The organism is Paenibacillus sp. BR1-192, assembly GCF_029542445.1.
GTDB lineage: Bacteria > Bacillota > Bacilli > Paenibacillales > Paenibacillaceae > Paenibacillus_AQ > Paenibacillus_AQ lautus_A.
On the sequence record NZ_CP120718.1, the window covers coordinates 3418860 to 3437172 of the forward strand.

The 18313-nt window shown below is 48.6% G+C and carries 15 protein-coding genes and 1 pseudogene; 11 read left to right on the forward strand and 5 right to left on the reverse strand.

The genetic code is table 11. The features are described 5' to 3' along the window. Positions 1 to 25 precede the first annotated feature (25 nt). Complete coding sequence (locus P0X86_RS15210; RefSeq protein WP_277748878.1) at positions 26 to 1243, reverse strand: Ger(x)C family spore germination protein; 1218 nt, start codon at positions 1241 to 1243, stop codon at positions 26 to 28. Positions 1244 to 1277: 34 nt separating this feature from the next. After that, positions 1278 to 2876, reverse strand: a complete 1599-nt coding sequence (locus tag P0X86_RS15215) for a spore germination protein (protein WP_277748879.1) — start codon at positions 2874 to 2876, stop codon at positions 1278 to 1280. A 272-nt stretch (positions 2877 to 3148) separates the two neighbouring features. On the opposite strand from P0X86_RS15215, the gene P0X86_RS15220 reads away from it, so the two are divergent. The 4 genes from P0X86_RS15220 (at position 3149) to P0X86_RS15235 (ending at position 6548) form a co-directional block, all read left to right on the forward strand. Continuing rightward, on the forward strand, positions 3149 to 3700 hold the full coding sequence (locus P0X86_RS15220) for a GNAT family N-acetyltransferase (RefSeq protein ID WP_096773615.1): 552 nt from the start codon (positions 3149 to 3151) through the stop codon (positions 3698 to 3700). A 278-nt stretch (positions 3701 to 3978) separates the two neighbouring features. Beyond that, on the forward strand, positions 3979 to 4635 hold the full coding sequence (locus P0X86_RS15225) for an SGNH/GDSL hydrolase family protein (RefSeq protein ID WP_277748880.1): 657 nt from the start codon (positions 3979 to 3981) through the stop codon (positions 4633 to 4635). A gap of 20 nt (positions 4636 to 4655) precedes the next feature. Beyond that, positions 4656 to 5687, forward strand: coding sequence for an AraC family transcriptional regulator (locus P0X86_RS15230; protein ID WP_096773617.1), 1032 nt, complete (start codon positions 4656 to 4658; stop codon positions 5685 to 5687). Between the two features lie 66 nt (positions 5688 to 5753). Beyond that, positions 5754 to 6548 carry an SDR family NAD(P)-dependent oxidoreductase gene (locus P0X86_RS15235; protein WP_277748881.1) on the forward strand — a complete coding sequence of 265 codons (795 nt, stop codon included), beginning with the start codon at positions 5754 to 5756 and terminating at the stop codon, positions 6546 to 6548. A 97-nt stretch (positions 6549 to 6645) separates the two neighbouring features. Here the strand turns inward: P0X86_RS15235 and tatC are convergent, their stop codons facing one another. From tatC to P0X86_RS15250, 3 genes are read right to left on the reverse strand one after another with little or no spacing between them, the layout of a single operon-like run. Continuing rightward, positions 6646 to 7383: a twin-arginine translocase subunit TatC gene (gene tatC, locus P0X86_RS15240; protein WP_096773619.1), complete on the reverse strand. Its 738-nt coding sequence runs from the start codon at positions 7381 to 7383 to the stop codon at positions 6646 to 6648. After that, positions 7380 to 7565, reverse strand: a complete 186-nt coding sequence (gene tatA / locus P0X86_RS15245; protein WP_015735144.1) for a twin-arginine translocase TatA/TatE family subunit — start codon at positions 7563 to 7565, stop codon at positions 7380 to 7382. The genes tatC and tatA overlap by 4 nt, the downstream gene beginning before the upstream one ends. 17 nt (positions 7566 to 7582) lie before the next feature. After that, on the reverse strand, positions 7583 to 8263 hold the full coding sequence (locus P0X86_RS15250; protein WP_096773620.1) for a hypothetical protein: 681 nt from the start codon (positions 8261 to 8263) through the stop codon (positions 7583 to 7585). A gap of 123 nt (positions 8264 to 8386) precedes the next feature. Between P0X86_RS15250 and P0X86_RS15255 the strand changes: the two are divergent. The 7 genes and pseudogenes from P0X86_RS15255 (at position 8387) to P0X86_RS15285 (ending at position 18227) form a co-directional block, all read left to right on the forward strand. Further along, positions 8387 to 9149, forward strand: a pseudogene (locus P0X86_RS15255) (gluconate 2-dehydrogenase subunit 3 family protein). Between the two features lie 30 nt (positions 9150 to 9179). Next, positions 9180 to 10892, forward strand: coding sequence for a GMC family oxidoreductase (locus P0X86_RS15260; RefSeq protein ID WP_096773621.1), 1713 nt, complete (start codon positions 9180 to 9182; stop codon positions 10890 to 10892). 32 nt (positions 10893 to 10924) lie between these two features. Then, the gene (locus P0X86_RS15265) at positions 10925 to 11305 is read left to right on the forward strand and encodes a c-type cytochrome (protein ID WP_096773622.1); all 381 of its coding nucleotides are present in this window, start codon (positions 10925 to 10927) and stop codon (positions 11303 to 11305) included. A gap of 125 nt (positions 11306 to 11430) precedes the next feature. Continuing rightward, entirely contained in the window at positions 11431 to 12153 is a 723-nt protein-coding gene (locus tag P0X86_RS15270) for an alpha/beta fold hydrolase (protein ID WP_277748882.1), read from the forward strand. Positions 12154 to 12250: 97 nt separating this feature from the next. Then, a complete protein-coding gene (locus tag P0X86_RS15275) occupies positions 12251 to 13603 on the forward strand; it encodes an amino acid permease (protein WP_213578524.1) in 1353 nt (450 codons plus the stop codon). A gap of 302 nt (positions 13604 to 13905) precedes the next feature. After that, positions 13906 to 14988, forward strand: a complete 1083-nt coding sequence (locus tag P0X86_RS15280; protein ID WP_277749040.1) for a peptidylprolyl isomerase — start codon at positions 13906 to 13908, stop codon at positions 14986 to 14988. A 233-nt stretch (positions 14989 to 15221) separates the two neighbouring features. Beyond that, complete coding sequence (locus P0X86_RS15285; RefSeq protein WP_277748883.1) at positions 15222 to 18227, forward strand: discoidin domain-containing protein; 3006 nt, start codon at positions 15222 to 15224, stop codon at positions 18225 to 18227. Positions 18228 to 18313: the final 86 nt, after the last annotated feature.

Genomic DNA, 18313 nt, shown 5'->3' on the forward strand with positions numbered 1-18313 from the left:
CCTTGTTATAGGTATCGATTGCGGTCTATTTATTGGGTTCAATTAGATTCGAGAAGGGTTTATTGATCATATTCGTGTGCTCCACGTTGACTTCAAGATTCAGGTCGAGTTCCAGCTCCTGAAGCGGATGCTCCAACTTTGAAAGGCGTTTGCTGGCCGCCGGATATCTTCTGTGAATCATATCCAAAAAACCAACCACATCCACATTCAAATCCTTCATCCTTTTCCACGTAGCCAAGACTTCTTCCTTGATCTGCTCGGCTATCGCTTCCTCGAGTTTCGAAATGACTTCCGGTTTCGTCAAATCCATCGTACAGCTGGTTTCATCAATAGCCCCCTTGGTTTGAATATGGACCATCATGTTGACTGAACCGTTGACCAATCTGGGATCTACCCGAGTCGAGGAATGGGTGACGCGGTAACTCGATAACCGGGTTGCGTCTTGATCGCTGCACGGGGTAACAATGATCAGGTTTTTGACGCTGTTCGAAAGCCAAGCGACGCCTCTGCTTTCTCTTCGCTTCATCCATCCGACCAGTCTGTCTCCCCGAAATACGCCTAAATCCCCAAGTTTGAGTACCGCTTGATTTCGGGTCGACTTTAAGGCATCCAAGGTGGATTGCTCCTCTTGATTGCCGGACACTCTCAACTCGGGTGCCATGGCGCTTTGGTACGGATTGGCGACCATGGATGCAAAATCGATCAATTTAATATTTTTCACCTGGGACAGATTTTCTTGCCCTTGCGTAATGACCCGTTGAATCGCATTGCCCGATATTTTCTCCAACGGAATAAGCACTTCCAACAGATTGGAGGCTTTGTCCTTGGTCAGCAGAACCGACATGGTTTCCCGGCTTTCCATGGGGCGGAGGAAAAAATCAAGGATTTGTTGTACGCCTGCGTTCCGAACGACTTGTTCATTAATAATCAATATGGAGTTATGGGCGAAAAACAACGCGCGCGGCGCTTCTAAATTCGCATTCTGCATGGCTTCGCGAATGGTCTTGCCCCTGGTGGAGAAGATGGTGATCGGTGATTGACTTCCCCCGGATCCACCACCGGTCTGGGTGGCGATGGACTGCGGAATGACGACTTGGAAGGAGATGATCCATTCGTCTTCGCTGCGGTCTATGGACGTCGCCGAGACAATGCTAAGCGAGTTTAACTCTTTACTGTCCCAGCAACCGTTGAGAAGCAGCGAGGCGGTCATCATGAGAATCAGGAGTTTAAGCTTCCGGTTCATCTGTTCTTCACCTCCGACTTATACCGTTTGTATACTATTTGTTACCATCGGAAGGCGATGGGCGCTGGTTCATTTTTTGCCGTTTCGCGTTTTTACGATTGATTAAGGTGGGTCTTGTCACCATGGCCCACCATGGAACTCGCACCAGCACGTCTTTTTGGTCTAACGGGATAAATGGAGCGAACGGCGTAAGATACGGCAAACCGAATGATCGCAAACCGGCTAGGTGGATCAGCATGGCGAGTAATCCTGCCATAATCCCAAAGAGCCCTAAAGTTGCCGCCAATATCATAAAACCGAATCGGAGCAGTCTGGCGGAGTTGGCTATGCTCACGGAAGGCGCAACAAAGCTCGCGATGGCGGTAAATGCAACGATGATCACCATGGCAGCTGACACTAAACCTGCCTGTACAGCGGCTTGACCCAGTACTAATGCGCCTACGATGGATATCGCAGAACCCATCGCCCTGGGCATGCGCACACCGGCTTCCCTTAATACTTCGAACGTAATTTCCATCGCCAAGGCCTCGACAACGGCGGGAAAAGGGATGCCTTCCCGCTGTGCTGCAAGGCTGATTAGCAGGGTCGTTGGCAGCATTTCTTGATGGAATGTGGAGATGGCAATATAAAGCGAAGGAAGAAGCATCGACACCACAAAGGAAATGATGCGCAACAGGCGCAAAAAAGTGGCGATATCGAACTTTTGGTAGTAGTCTTCGCTCGATTGAAACAATTTGAATATGGTGATGGGAGCAATCAGCGCAAACGGTGTCCCGTCAACCAAAATGGCGATTTTCCCTTCCAGGATCGCACCTGCGATAGCATCGGGGCGCTCCGTATTGGTGATGGTAGGAAAGGGGGTGAACGTTGTATCTTGTATAAACTCTTCGATATACCCGCTCTCCAGGATGCTGTCGGTATCGATCCGGTCTAAACGATTCAATATTTCTTGTACGATCTTATCATTGGCGATGCCATTCAAATACATAACGGCAACATCCGTTTGGGTGACGCGGCCAATCTTACGATCCACGATCCAGAGGTTCGGGCTTTTAATCTTCCGACGGATCAAGGCGGTATTCGTGCGGATATTTTCGGTGAAACCTTCCTTCGGGCCCCGAACGACGGTCTGGGATTGAGGCTCTTCTACTCCGCGTTCTTCTCCTCCAATAGAGCTGGCGATAACGCCATGAGAGGATCCGTCGATGAGAATGACAGTATTGCCTTCAAGGATGGCGGAGATCAATGGCTCCATATGCTCCAAATCGCTGATGCTGCCAATGGATAAGAACCGGTTTTTGATAATGGACAAGATTTCTGCAGGGTCAGAGGTATGCAGCTCTTCGTCGTAATCCTTTGAGGTTAAGGATTGCATGATCGAGTGATTGATGGTGAGCGTATCAACCAATCCATCGATATAAATAACGGCTAGGGTATGATCGCTTCCAAGCATATGACTTAGGGTGCGAATGATGATATCCCGGCTATGGCCGGTTTGTTCCCGGATTCTATGTAAATTCTGATCCAAGCGGTCGGATAGACGAGAGGCTTCGGCGGTTTGCTTCGTTTGCCCATTATGATGAAGCAGGGCCGTATTCGATGGGGGTTGCTTTGTTCGTTTAAAAAAGGCCACGGGATCAGCTCACTTTGACAAGATTCATACGAACTAAAGTTCCCTAAATCTGGTTTAATATTCTTTGGGCGAACCGCTCGAGATCGAACCGGCTATCGTCTCACTTCTCGGAAACCGTTAACCCGTCCGATCTCATCGCTTTTGTGAATTTGCGAGGCAGGTTAGTTTAACTATAAGTGTTTTATCGTCTGCACAGATCGGCGAATCCATGGTACTTTATAGTTAGCTTGGATCTCTCGAATAAGTGGAAAAAAACTTGGAGGCGTGGGGTAATGAAAAAAAGGCTTGAAACACGGATCGAAGGGGACCGCATTGTGCTCCGTCCCGTAAGGGAAGATGAATTTGATGTATACTTCGAATTATTGCAGGATGCGGAGTCTAACCGATTAACGGGAACACAGCAGACGTTCACCAAGGATTCGATTGCGGCTTGGATTCATAACATCGGATACGCCCATGAGGATCGCCTGGATATGATGATTGCGGAGAAGGAATCGGACGAATTAATCGGAGAAGTGGTCCTGAACGAAATCGACCTCAACAATCGCAGCGGCAATATCCGCATATCGATCTCCGGTCGGCACAGCAATAAAGGATACGGCACGGAGGCCTTGAAGCTTATGCTGCGTTATGGTTTCGAAAGTTTACGTTTGCACCGAATCGAGTTAGGCGTATATGCGTTTAATCCCCGGGCCATCCATGTCTACGAGAAGCTTGGTTTCAAACGGGAAGGTACCCTGCGAGACTCGCTATATTGGGACGGAACATTCCATGATATGATTGTAATGTCGATTCTGGAGGAAGAATATCGGCAGCTGCCATAGCCATTCCTGTATCCTTATATCATATTACGTAAGAAGTCGCCAGAATCGGCGACTTCTTTATTTGCTATTATAATTGGAGGTTCTTTTAATCAGATGTCGAGAAGCGAAACCTCTTGGGGCTCTCTTTAGTGAGTTATTCAAACAACTAACAATAATGTATAACAATTCAACCTCAGTTGTTAAATCTAGGAACCAGCCTCCGATACACTGGTCAAGGTAGAGGGAATTTAGGTACAATAGCTAAACAATCTCATTATTTAAGATTGGAGATAGCGACTATGGAGAATCAGAGAAAAACCATATTATTTCAGGGTGATTCGATAACCGACGGCAATTGGGGAAGAAACCAGGACCCTAATCATATTTTGGGACATGGCTACGTCTATCTCATAGCAGCGCAGCTCGGATTGGAATTCGCCCAAAGCCAGCCGCTATTTATAAATCGCGGGGTCAGCGGCAATCGCGTATCGGATCTGTATGCAAGATGGAACGAAGATGCCTTTAGCTTGAAGCCTGATCTCATCAGTATTCTGGCAGGTGTGAACGATGCAGGCCGTATCATTCAAAGTCAGCCCGAAGGAGCAACAGACCGTTTCGAACGAATCTATCGCCAGCTGCTGAGCGAAACAAGGGAAGTTCTCCCGGAAACCGGCCTGGTGCTGTGCGAGCCTTTTGTTTTGCAAACGGCGGCTACCGCGAATGGATGGGGTCAATGGCGCAGCAAGATCGATGAATACGGTTCAATCGTTCGGCAGCTGGCAGAGGAATATCACACGCTTTTTGTTCCTTTGCAGGAAGTATTCAACCAATCAGCCCAAAACGTTACGGCGGAATACTGGTTATGGGACGGTGTTCATCCTACGGCAGCGGGACACCAGTTGTTGGCCAGGGAGTGGTTAAAGACCGTCCAGCAAAGTGACTTGTGTATCCGATGATGAATAGTAGTTCTATAGATATGAAGTCTCATGTGTCCGCCCGGATTAAACTCCCTCCGGGATTTTGGACAGGATTAAGACAAATGGGGATTGCCGCTGAGGACGTGGCTCGCAAAGCGCGCTTGCCGCTTGCGATCATCACTGGAGCGGAAGTCACCACCGCCCAATACTTCGCGATTTGGCAGGCGTATTCCGATCTCGTGGGTGATCTGGCCAAAGGCATCGTCGAGCTTGCAACCGTCTTTGAAACGGCGAAGTACCCGCCTACCGTCTTAGCGACTTACCACGCTCGTGACTATCGCGAGGCTTTATATCGAATGTCCCGGTACAAGCAGCTTTGCCCGCCTGAAGGTTTGCGTATCACCGAGGAGGGCGAGCTCTGCACGATTGATCTGGAGTGGGGGAACAGCCTGCAGACCGGTCCGCCGATGCTGGTCGGAATCACGCTGGCATATCTGCTTGAGCTCGGACGCCGGGGGACAGGTCAACCGTTGAGGGCAAGACTCGTGGAATTTTCCGAGCCTATGGGCGATGTAGAGACTCTTGAAGCTTATTTTGGCTGCCGAATCCGGTTTGGCGCAGCACGCAATCGGCTCTCGCTGCTTCGACAAGATCTGGACCGTCCCTTTATTTCTTACAATGAAGAGCTGCTGGAGATCCTGACTCCCGCCCTGGACCGATCGCTTGATGAACGGCGAAACAGCCGTTCCGTTTCCGATATGGTCAAATGGATCTTGAAACGCTGCCTCATGGGAGGGCGCCACGACATTCACGTTGTCGCGAAAGAAATGGGGATGAGCGACCGTACCCTGCAGCGCAAGCTGACAGATGAAAACACGAGCTACAAGCAGCTGTTGACACAAGCCAGACATGAGCAGGCGATCGAGTACTTGGCAGACCCTTCTATCGATATTAAAGAAGTGGCGTTTTTGATTGGTTATGCAGACCAGAACTCATTCTACCGCGCGTTCCGCATGTGGGAAGGCGATACCCCTTCGAATTGGCGCGCTGCAAATGGCGCGAGAAGCAAGAACTTTGGCGCCATAGGCTAGTTACCCGTCTATCCATTCAAGGTAATATAATCATGATCCAGATTGCAAAGGAGAAATGTTTATATTATGGATATGGAATTAAACAATAAAACAGCGTTGGTTACAGGCTCTACGAAAGGGATAGGCAAAGCGATTGCCATGGAACTTGCCAGAGAGGGAGCCCATGTTCTCATTAACGGACGAATTGATGAAGAGGTTGAACGAACCGTACAAGAAATAAAATCGAAATTTCCGAATACCTCTCCGCAAAAGGCAACCGCCGATTTGGTGGATATCGGTCAACGGGAGGCTCTATTCGAAAAATACCCTCATGTTGATATTTTGGTTAACAATATGGGGATATACGAAATCATGTCGTACGAGGACGTTGACGATGAAGTATGGGAGACGTACTTCCGTACCAACGTGCTTGCTGCAAACGGATTAACCAAATTTTATTTGCCTGGCATGCTGAAGAATGATTTTGGCCGCATTATCTTTATGGCGAGCGAAGAAGCCGTGATGCCTTCCGGACAAATGCCGCAGTATTGCATGACAAAATCCATGCTGTTATCCTTGGCCAAAAGCTTGTCCAAATTAACGAGAGGAACCGAAGTTACCATCAATACGATCATGCCGGGACCGACTCTCTCCGAGAACGTGCAGCATATTATCGAGGGTATATACGCGAATGAAGATATGACCTTTTCGGAAAAAGAGAAGGCATTCATGGCCGCAAACCTGCCACAATCTGAAATTCAACGATTCATTAGGCCTATTGAGATTGGCAGATTGGCAACATTTTTATGCAGTCCTTATGCTTCCGCGTTTAGAGGCTCTCCTATTCGTATGGATGGGGGAATGGTTCCGACCATTTTCTAACGTTCATGAAATAACAATGTTGGCTTCAAACGACAAAAGCTTGGGATCCCAATAGGAGATCTCCAAGCTTTTTTGTTGTTTTGCAATAACAAAGGTGTTACTCGCTTATGAGCTCCAGCTTGTTCAGCCTTTTGTGGTACACCATGCGAGACAGACCGATGCTGATCTCATATAAGAGGAACAGCGGCACGATGACGAGAATATCCGACACAAAATCCGGCGGCGTTATGGTGACGGCTGCAACCGTCAGCAGCAAATAGGCAATTTTCCGCATTTTCGATAAGCGCAGCGGATTCAGAATGCCGATCGACGTTAAGAACATGATGACAACCGGCATTTCGAACAGAACGCCGAACGGTACGGTCATATTGATCATGAAGCGGAAGTATTTTTCGGCGGTATAAGCCGTAATGAAATGATTCGAGAGCGAATCCAGGAAGGACAGGACCATAGGGTATACGATAAAGTAGCCAAAGGCCAGACCTGCGAGGAAGAGCCCCCCGATTGCGGGGATATACGCCAAAGAAGCCCGGCGTTCCACGGTGCTCAGACCGGGGACGACAAATCGCCATACTTGAAAGCCGGCTACCGGCATCGTCACCGCAAGGGCGATCACGCCGGCGATCATGAAGTATACCCATATCACATCCGTCGGTCCCAGCACTTGGAGCTGCCCTTCAACGTCGCGAGTCAGCATTTCATACAGCGGCTCCACATATAGAAAAGCAGCACAAAGGGCCACCAAGAAGGTGCCCAATGTGATGAGGATCCGCTTGCGGAGCTCCGTTAAGTGCTCTAATAGATGCAGCTCCTGCTCCTGTCCCTGCTCGGTCATTTCAATTTATCTCCGTCTTGGATATCTTCCGCTGAAACCAGTTCCCGCGTGGAGTTCTTGAATTCGCTGAGCGTTCGGCCGAAGGCCCGTCCTAGTTCAGGCAGCTTCGAAGGGCCGAAAATAATCAAGGCGATCAACAAGATGAGAATCAATCCTGTCACGCCGATGTTTCCTAGTGGCATATGCTCAACTCCTTTAGCTATTTTTTATCCGAAGCCATCCGAAGCAGCTCCGAAATATCCCTGGCTATCGACTCGTCGCGCGGCGAATCATGCAGCTTCGTGGCAATGCGGTCTATCAGCGCAGGGGCTTGCGGATTGGTCACCGTTAGAATTTGCACTTCTTCATTAAACATCTTCTTCACTTGCTCTTTGGCTTGCGACATATTATCGTTGTCCACGGCCTTGACTCCCATTACACCTTCGTTCGGCTCACCTTTGCCCGACATTCCTTCCGTCTGACTTAACACCTTCTTCTGCATGCTGTCATAGTGGTTGGAAGAAACCTTTGATTCTGCGCGTGCCAGGACAATCGTGTCATTCAGGACAAAAGCCTTCACTCCGTCAATGCCTTGACCTGCGAGTCTTGACTGTACGTGGGAAGAGACGCCGCCTTCATGCAGGCTGGATGAACCGATCATGCTGTAGACGGACATGCCCATACCGCTTGTGGTTTTGCCTTGGACGTTGGTTGTTTCGGTTTTCGGCCCATGATAGCTCGGAATCACATCGGCACTGTGCAGGTGAACGGTGTCGGCATTACCTGGCTGGGTGGACTGCGCGTTTTGTTGATTGTCTGTTTGATTCAAGCAGGCTGTTAATGAAAGAAGCAGTACGGATCCCAGGAGGGGACCTTTCCACCTGCTCCAAAATGGTCTCATGAGCATTCGCCTCCATATCGGTAGTAATTTTATCATGCCCGGATGGAGAATAATGTATGAATGAAATTTTGATGGGGACAATACCCATTATTCAAAATGATGAAGAGTAGGGGTGCTGAAAGTTTGAGCGAACAAGACCAACAACAAACCAAACCAGCGAAGCCTGACGGCTCGCAGACGATGTCACGGCGGAAGTTCCTGAGAAACTCCGGTTATGCCGTGGGAGGTGTCGTGCTGGGCGGTGTACTCGGATATCTTCTGCCAAAGCAGAAAACTCCGCCTGCAGCACCGGCGCCTGCCCAGAATGAAAACAACTACAACCAAGCGTTAATGTTCTTTAACCAGGAACAATACAGGATTACGGAGGCAGCCGTAGAGCGCATTTTTCCTGCGGATGACAATGGTCCTGGAGCCAAAGAGTTAGGCGCTGCATTTTTCATCGACCACCAGCTGGCCGGTGATTGGGGCTTCAATGCAAGAGATTATATGCAGCCCCCTTTCTATGTTGGAGAGAAAACGCAAGGCTATCAAGGCCGATTAAGACGGCGAGAGATATTCTATATCGGTCTCCGCGAGATTCAGAACTACAGTCAGAAAAAGTATCAAAAAAGACTTCCCGAGCCTGGCGCCGGAGGAACAGGATGCCGTGTTAACCGCCTTTCAGAACGACGAGGTCAAATTGACTACGATCTCGGCCAGCGGGTTCTTCAACCTGCTTCGCAGCAGCACATTGGAAGGGGTTTACAGCGATCCCCTATACGGCGGCAATAAAAATATGCAAGGATGGACGATGCGCCAATATCCGGGTAACCAAATGGCTTACACGAATATTATTGAGAAGAATTTCACCGTCATCCCGCCGAAGAGTTTAAAGGACCACCTATAACAGCTCATCCATAGCGAAAGGAGTACACAAATGGCCAAAAAATTACCGAAAACGGATGTTGTCATTATCGGCGTCGGCTGGGCTGGCGGGATTATCGCCTCGGAATTGACCAAGAAGGGTTTATCCGTCGTCGGTTTGGAAAGAGGTAAAGAAAGGGTAACGGAAGACTACTACATGGCTCACGATGAGCTCCGTTACGCGCTTCGGTACGATTTAATGCAGGACCTTTCCAAAGAAACGATTACCTTTCGCAGCACCGAAAAAATACGTGCACTTCCGATGAGGCAGTACGGATCGTTTCTGTTAGGGGAGGGACTGGGAGGAGCCGGCGTGCACTGGAACGGGCAAACGTTCCGCTTCCTGCCCTACGATTTTAAAATCCGGAGCATGACGGAAGAACGTTATGGGAAAGATAAAATACCGCCGGAAATGACGATCCAGGACTGGGGCATCACCTACGATCAGCTCGAGCCGTATTTTGATAAGTTCGAGAAGACGACCGGCATTTCCGGCGAGGAAAACCCCTTGGCAGGGAAACGTTCGAATCCGTACCCTACACCGCCCATGCTCCACACGCCATCCATGAAGATGTTTGCGGATGCTGCGAAAAACCTGAAACTCAATCCGTATACGGTTCCTTCTGCCAATCTGTCAGAAAGCTACACGAATCCGGATGGCATATCACGAGCCGCATGCCAGTATTGCGGATACTGCGAGCGGTTTGGCTGCGAATACGGAGCGAAAGCGGATCCTGTCGTTACCGTGATTCCTGTTGCGAAAAAAACCGGAAAGTTCGAAATCCGAACCCATTCTTATGTTCGAAGAATTCTGCATAAGGGCGGTAAGGCAACGGGCGTCATGTATACGGACCTCACGACCGGAGAGGAAATCGAACAACCGGCGGATATCGTAGTATCCACGGGATACGTATTTAACAATACTCGTTTGATGCTCCTCTCTAAAATCGGCAAACCATACGACTCGTCCAGCGGGTCGGGCGTGATTGGCAAAAACTATGCCTATCAGGTGATCAAGGGGAATGCCGCCGGATTTTTTGAGGATAAATTCAATTTGTTTGCCGGTGCGGGAAGCCTAGGTATGGGTCTGGACGATTTTAACGGCGACAATTTTGATCACTCGGACTTGAAGTTCATTCATGGGGGGAATATTGCCCACACCATAACCGGACAAAGACCCATTCAAAACAATCCGGTTCCGGAGGAATCACCGCGTTGGGGAAAAGAGTTCAAGGCGAATTCCTTGAAGTATGCAAACAGCGTGCTGTCCGTAGGCTCTCAGGGCTCATCAATGCCTTTCCGGCATCACTATCTGGATTTGGATCCAACCTATAAGGACGCATTCGGAGACCCGTTGATTCGAATCACGTTTGATTTCGAAGAGCAGGACCGCCAGTTGGCCAGGTATCTTTCCGATCGCTGCGCGGAGATCGTGCAGGAGATGGGAGGCCAGAACATTATGAAATTGAAAGAACTGGGACCTTACGAAATTACGACATACCAATCGACTCATAACACCGGCGGGGTGATTATGGGAGAGAACCCTGGCAATTCGGCCGTCAACAACTACATGCAAATGTGGGATATGGAAAATTTATTTGTGGTAGGCGCATCCGCGTTCCCGCATAATAGCGGCTATAATCCGACCGGGACTGTCGGTGCTCTTGCTTATCGCACAGCGGAGGGAATTCTGGAATACAGCAAAAAAGGCGGGCTGTTAGTATAGCTTGCATTATACAAAAGGAGGCAGTTTCAGAAATGTTCAAAAAAGGGTTACTGATTGTACTGCTATTGACAACTTTTGCTTTTGCAGCGGTAGCATGCGGTGGCAATAATACATCCGAGCCTGCTCCGGCTCCTGCAGAAAACGGCGGACAAGCTCCGGAAGGAGCAACCGGCGGGAATGCAACCAACGATGAAGCCATGACGCTGTACAATGCCAACTGCATGGCTTGCCATGCTACCGACTTAGGCGGAGGCGGAAGCTTTCCCAGCCTGCAAAACGTAGGATCCAAATACGATGCCAGCCAAATTGCGGGCATAATCACGAATGGGCGCAATGGAATGCCGGCGTTCCAAGGCAAGCTGACGGAAGACGAAATTAATGTACTGTCCCAATGGTTGGCTGCCAAAAAATAAGACGAACCGATTGAAAGAAAGCAGGACCCTCATGATACAATGCAGATACGGATGCATGGTAATCATGAGGGTTTATTATATTGTACAAGGAATTTTGAAACGATCTAGGAGGGGCTTTTAGAAACATGACAGAAGCATTTGTATCCCCCCATAGTACCTGTTCCCTGGATTGCAGTACGGTCGTATGTTTTTTTGCCGGTGTTCTGACCTATCGGAATAACTTTGAAGACGCAGCCAACGAGATAGCCCGAAGATACCCAAATGCCAAAATTGTGATGATCTTTCCTTACGGGATGGCCAACGGCAGGAAGGGGGCCGCTTTATTCCGTCTGTTGGCCCGGCAGCTTACTCAAGTCGGCTATGATCTGGCGCATGAGCGCTCCCTTAGAGTAATCAACGCTGCGGAGATCCTCCGCGACCATGCCGCAGGCTGCGACCGCCTGATCCTGATCGGGCACAGTGCTGGAGGCGTAGTTGCCTACCGGACAGGATTATATATGAAAGAGAAGTTTGGATTGCAGAAAGTTCAGGTGTTTGCCGTGGGGTGTCCCAAATTCTATTTGAAGGACATCCCCTACAATAATCGGTTTACATATATCACGGGCCAGAATCCGGACAGGATCACCCAAATCGGCAGCTGGCGCAAACCCGGTTCGAGAGTGTACCGGGGAAGGCCGGGGCGTGAGATGCAATTGGATTTTAATCCGGATCATCAAGGATGGCGGTTTCATGCGTCCTATTTTCTGAAATCGGCCTGGACCGATTCGAACCAAACGTTCCGTACCAATTCGGAAGACCTGGTCTCCAAAATCCATGAATTGGATTCAGAGAATGAAAAGTTGCCGTAATATATATTATGTAAACTATAATTTCTTTTTGCTTCCTTTACCGAAAAGGTTATACTAATCATTGGGTTTATACGATCGTCATCAGGAGGATATGCATATGGCAATACAAGATGGAGATTCACTACAGAAGAAATTGAGGCCAAGGCATATCAGCTTTATGGCTATGGGCGGCGTCATCGGCACCGGCATATTTAAGGGAAGCGCCGAGACGATCGGTCTCGCCGGGCCTGGCGTGATTTTCTCTTATATCTTTGCGGGACTGCTGCTGTTGGTCGTCATGGGTGCCATGACGGAGATGGCTACGGTATATCCGGGGCGAAACATGAAGGACTTTGTTCGGCAAGCGTTCGGAGAGCGGGTATCCTTTGTCATGGGCTGGATGTATTGTTTTATGTGGCTGTCGGTTTGCGTGATCGAAGTGATTGCGGCAGGCAGCTTTCTGCAGTACTGGTTTCCCGACGTACCGCTGTGGATGCTGAGCCTGGCAAGCGCAGCGCTCATTATTCTCATCAATATGATGAGCGTGGGGAGCTTTGGCGAAGTGGAATTCTGGCTTGCGGGCATCAAAATCGCCATGATTATGATCTTTATCGTACTCGGGAGCTTACTGATGTTTGGAGTGATTCCGAGCTCCGATGCTCCGTTCCTTCACAATTTCACAGCGCACGGCGGGTTCCTGCCAAACGGATGGTTTGCCATCTTTTCCGCCTTGCTGGTCGTTACCTTTTCGTACGGCGGCTCCGAGCTGATCGGCCTCACATTGACAGAAACCGAGGATGCGGACAAAATCCTGCCGAAAGTCGTGCGCAATTTTATTTTACGGGTGATTTTGTTCTTCACGCTGCCGATTCTGATTATATGCGGATTGATTCCGTGGAACCAGCTCGGCGGAGAGGCGAGTCCTTTTGTTCAAGTGCTGTCGGCTACCGGGCTTCAGGGAACGGCCCACATCATGAATTTTATTCTCGTGACGGCCGTGCTGTCGGCAGCCAATTCCGGCATCTATGGCGCGACGCGCATGATTTATTCCATGGCAGCCGCCGGAGAGGCGCCAAAGAGCCTGGCCAAAACCACGAACAAAGGCATACCGCTTAATACGTTGAAACTCTGTGCGATCATACTATTAGCGGGTTCCTTGCTTGGACTGATCGCGCAGGACCAGCTGTTTCGGGTTTTGATGGCGGTCCCTGGCTTTGTCGTTGTGCTGGTATGGATCTGCATTTGTTTCTCGCAGCTGAAACTGCGCAAAGCTTATCCGAAGCAGCCCAGCTTTAAGGTATGGGGGTTCCCCTACATAACCGGGGTAACTGCCCTCTGCTTGTCAGTGATTGCGGTCCTGTTTCTTATTGACGGTCAGAACCGGGTCAGCATCAGCGTATGTCTGGCCGTTCTGCTGCTATTGGTTGTCTGGTCCATCATGAAATTCAAAAAAGAGAGCAGAGTCGGATAATTGAAGGATGACGGGCTCCAACTTCACGGCAATCGAACAAGCCGGACATGGTGTCATGGTCCGGTTGCGAGCCGCATGGCTGCAAACAAGAAAACCTAAATTAGAAAGAGAAGGCGGCAGAGGAAAGAATCCTCTGCCGCTTTTTTATGCGTGGAACAAGTAAAGAAAGTGAAAGGAATGTAAAAAAGGAGAAATTGATAGCGCTTACTTATGGAAATTATAATGAATTATACATAATTTGGAGATGCCTTGGTAGAATCGTCTTCATTAAAAATCTAATGACGAGGGTGCTGATGGGTTTGATGGTACATAAATTTTGCAGTCTGAAACGGCTGTCCATAGCCGGACTCTTCATCTTGATCGTGGTGACGATCCTTTTAATCGCAAAGCCTGCATTTACACAAACACATCATGAAGACGCTTATATCGCGACAGTTGACGGAGTAGAGATTCATGTAAGCGAATTTCAAAGAGCCATCGATGCCAATCGAGCAGGTATCATCAAGTATTTCCATGAAAAATATGATGCTGCACCGTCGGCCGCATTTTGGACTACGCCATACGGAGGTAACGAGATTCCGCTTGAGTTGATCAAAAAGAAGGCGCTCGAAGATAGCATCGATCAGAAAATTCGACAGATCCTTGCCAATGAGCAGGGAGTGCTCCCCGATATCAGTTACGCCGGTTTTATGCAAAACTTCAATCTTGAAAACCAAAGAAGGCAACAAGCCATCAAGAATCATCAGGTAATTTTCGGTCCTGCTCAATATACGGAGGACGCCTATTATGAATACATGATGGCGAATACGGCCTTATCGGTCAAGAACCATCTGATGGAACATGACTGGAAGCCGAGTGAACAACAGCTGATCACGTTTTACGAGGCGAATAAGAGAAGGTTGTACCATGCACCCGCAACGGTGAAGGTACGCCAATTATCGTTATCTTTTCTGGATGCCAATCGGAATGTCGATACACTTCTCAAAACGCAGGTGAAACGGAAGATTGAGAAGGCCAGGGAGAAAATCTCATCCGGGATTTCTTTTGAGCAAGCCGTAAAGGGCATTAAACAAGATGACCGGGTTACGGAGGAGGTCTATAACTTGAATAGTTACAGGCACAAGGTCAGAAGTCCGGTAGCGCAAGCTTCGGCTGACCTTTTTCCAGGGGAGGTAAGCGAAATTATTGAAGAGAACGGTCGCTTCTATCTCATGCAGTGCATGGAGAAAGATCAGTTAGGTTCCAAGTATCTGGCATTTGACGGTATAAGAGAACAAGTGTTAAAGGACTATATCGATACCCAATTTGAGGAGTACGTACGTGAACGGTTAACCGATGCGAAGGTTGTATTGAATGAGGAGTTGTACAGAAATTTCCTGATGTAATCGCCGATTTGGCATTACATATATAACAATGAAAGGAATGAAGAGGATTGAGCCAATCGTTTTTCAAAAAGCTTATCTGTATGGTTTCGATTTTTGCTTTCGTTTGCAATTGGGTTACCGTTTCACCGTCGACCGCTTTAGCTGCGGGAACCACTTATTATGTGGACAGCACAGGGGGAAATGATGGGAATAACGGCACAAGTCAAGCCTCTGCATGGAGATCGTTGGATAAAGTGAACGCGACTACCTTTGCCCCAGGCGACAAAATCTTGTTCAAAGCCGGGGAGAGTTGGAACGGCAGACTGTGGCCTAAAGGTTCAGGATCAAGCGAAAATCCGATCATTATCGATATGTACGGTTCCGGAAGCAAACCATTAATCGCAGGAATTACGTCCGAACTGGAAGCCGTATTTTTGAAAAACCAGGAGTACTGGGAAATCAACAACCTGGAGGTAACAAACAGCTCGCCGCTGCCTTTTGATCGAGATTGGGAGAATCCACGGGGCCAAAGGCGCGGTGTTTATATCTTGAATGAGGAAGCTGGCTTATTGAATCACATCTATATCAAAAACATGAACATCCATGATGTCGATGGATCGTATACCACACGCTCCGGGGGGATTATTTTCGATTCGGTTGGGTCGATGACACCCAGCGCTTTTAACGATGTTCTCATTGACGGAAATATACTGACGGACGTGGATGCCTATGGTATATACATTGGCTCCAATTGTATCTTGCGCTACGGAATGGGCGATTTATGGCCTTGGGTGCCTAAACCATACGGGCCCTGGACGCCGTCTACCCAAGTGAAAATATCCAATAATACGGTCATCAGAGCAGCAACAGGCGGCATCGCGTGGAATGTCACCGATGGAGCGGTTGTCGAGCGCAACACCGTCCAACAAGCTACGTATTTGGCAACCAACGCATCCATTTGGTGGGCGTATGCGGACAATAATCTCGTTCAATTCAACGAATCGTTTGCCAGTGTGAACGGCGCGGAAGACGGGCATGGCTTCGACGTGGATGCAGGAAACATCAATTCGTTGGTTCAGTACAATTACAGTCATGATAACGCTGGCGGCTTTATGCTGTTCGTAAACGACACGTACTACACAATCAATACCATCGTTAGATACAACATTAGCCAAAACGACAGAAAAAGCATATTCCGATACAGCGGTTCCATTGATAACGTCTATAACTACAATAATACGATATACGTAGGAAAATCATCCGGCAACCCGGTCATGAGCGATTACTTCACCAAGGCTTCGGGTGCTCCGCGCAACATTTATAACTATAATAATGTGTACTACAGCGTCGGCGATAAGGGATGGGATTTGACGGGCCAGACGTTTGACTACAACGCATATTACGGAGGGAACACACTCGTACAGGCCGATGCCCATAAGATAACGGACGATCCGAGATTCGTTGATCCCGGTAGCGGCGGGAATGGCATGGATACAGTACATGGGTACCAATTGCAAGCGAATTCGCCACTCATTGGAGCAGGCATTCGTGTAAGCGATAACGGAGGGCGGGATTATTTCGGCAACCCGATATATAATGGCGCTCCCGATATCGGTGCCCACGAATACGAGGGCAGTGTGCCACCAGCCGGGAACATGCGTGATCCGATCGTCATCGTTCCGAAACGGCCAGCCAGCACACCTGTTGACAATCTGGCTACGCAGGCAGCTGCTAGTACGACATTTGAATCGTCCTCTTCAGGTCCGATCGAACATATCATCGATAATGAATACGACACGGCATGGGAAACCGGCATTACGCCTTCATTTCCGAACGATATCACGGTCGATTTCGGCGAGCAAACGCTGATCGCCAACCAATTGAAGTTAAATACTAGATACGGGCAAGAATGGGGAATCACGAACTTTGATCTTGAATACAGCAATGGTTCGGGATGGATTCCCCTGCGCACAAATATTAATCTGACTTGGGATCTGAACACGGGGGCAAACGAGATCAAATCCGTGGAATTTCCACTTACTCGATTCTCTAAAATCAGACTGAAGGTCCATGACGGTGCTAACCAATCGGGGCGAATCGCACTGAACGAGCTTGAATTGTATAACAATCCCGAACTGTCCAAAGATATGGTCACCACAACCTTTGCTACGGGGGCAGGCACCATTACCAGCATCATCGACAACAATTTGAACTCTGCATGGGGAAGTACCGGTGATATTGCCTTCCCGGGTTATATTACCCTTGACTACGGCAATCATAGCGTACCGGTCAACAAGGTTACGTTAGTTACGTTTTTTGGAATCGGGCAAGGCATCACTAATTTTGACGTGGAGTATTTCGACGGTAGCGTCTGGGTAACGGCTTTATCTGACGCATCGATCCAATGGGAGTTTAATGACAGCACCAAAGAGCGCCAGAGCGTTTCTTTTCCAACGGTAAACGCCAATAAACTTCGATTAAAGGTGAATGACGGGAATCGGATATGGGGAAACATTGCATTAAATGAACTCATCGCTGAGCATACCTCTGATAACGTCCCCGTTGTCGGAATTACGCTTGACAAACCGGAGCTCGTGTTTAATTCCTCTTCCGGCCGAAGCGTAGGGCTCCGAGCAACGGTTTTGCCTGATCATGCAACCAATAAGAATGTGACATGGAGCACGAATCAAGACCAGGTGGCAACGGTAGACGATCATGGCATCGTGACAGCAGAAGGGGAAGGAAGGGCTGTCATCACGGCTACGACGGACGACGGTGATTTTCAAGCCTCCAGCCATATTACGGTGGATTGGACGGCTCCGGAGATTATGATAAACCAAGTCGCATCTTCCGGATTCAACACGGGTGTGTTTCAACCCGAATTTGAAATGGCAGACACGCTTTCAGGTATCGACCAAGCAAAAACCGAAATCATGTTGGATGGGAAGGTCATAACGGATCTAATGGGTATTCCTTTATACAAATTTGAGCTGGGTACACATACATTTACGATAAAGGCTGTGGACATAGCAGGGAATACATCTACACAATCCGTAGACTTTCAAGTGAAAACAAGTTATGCCTCTCTTGAGGAACTGGTTCAACGTTTTGCAGACGAGGGAACAATCAACAACAAAGGGATTGCTAACAGTCTGCTGAAAAAAATTGCAAAAACAAAACCTGAGCAGTTTCATTTCAGAAGTCCATGCACAAAAAGGGAAACATATCTCCACCGAGATTGCGGAATATTTAATACGTGATGCAGCAACGCTCCATAATCCATAGCAGATTATTTATTCACCGTCATCCATGCCATTATATTGCTGGCGGACTCATTAGATTCATA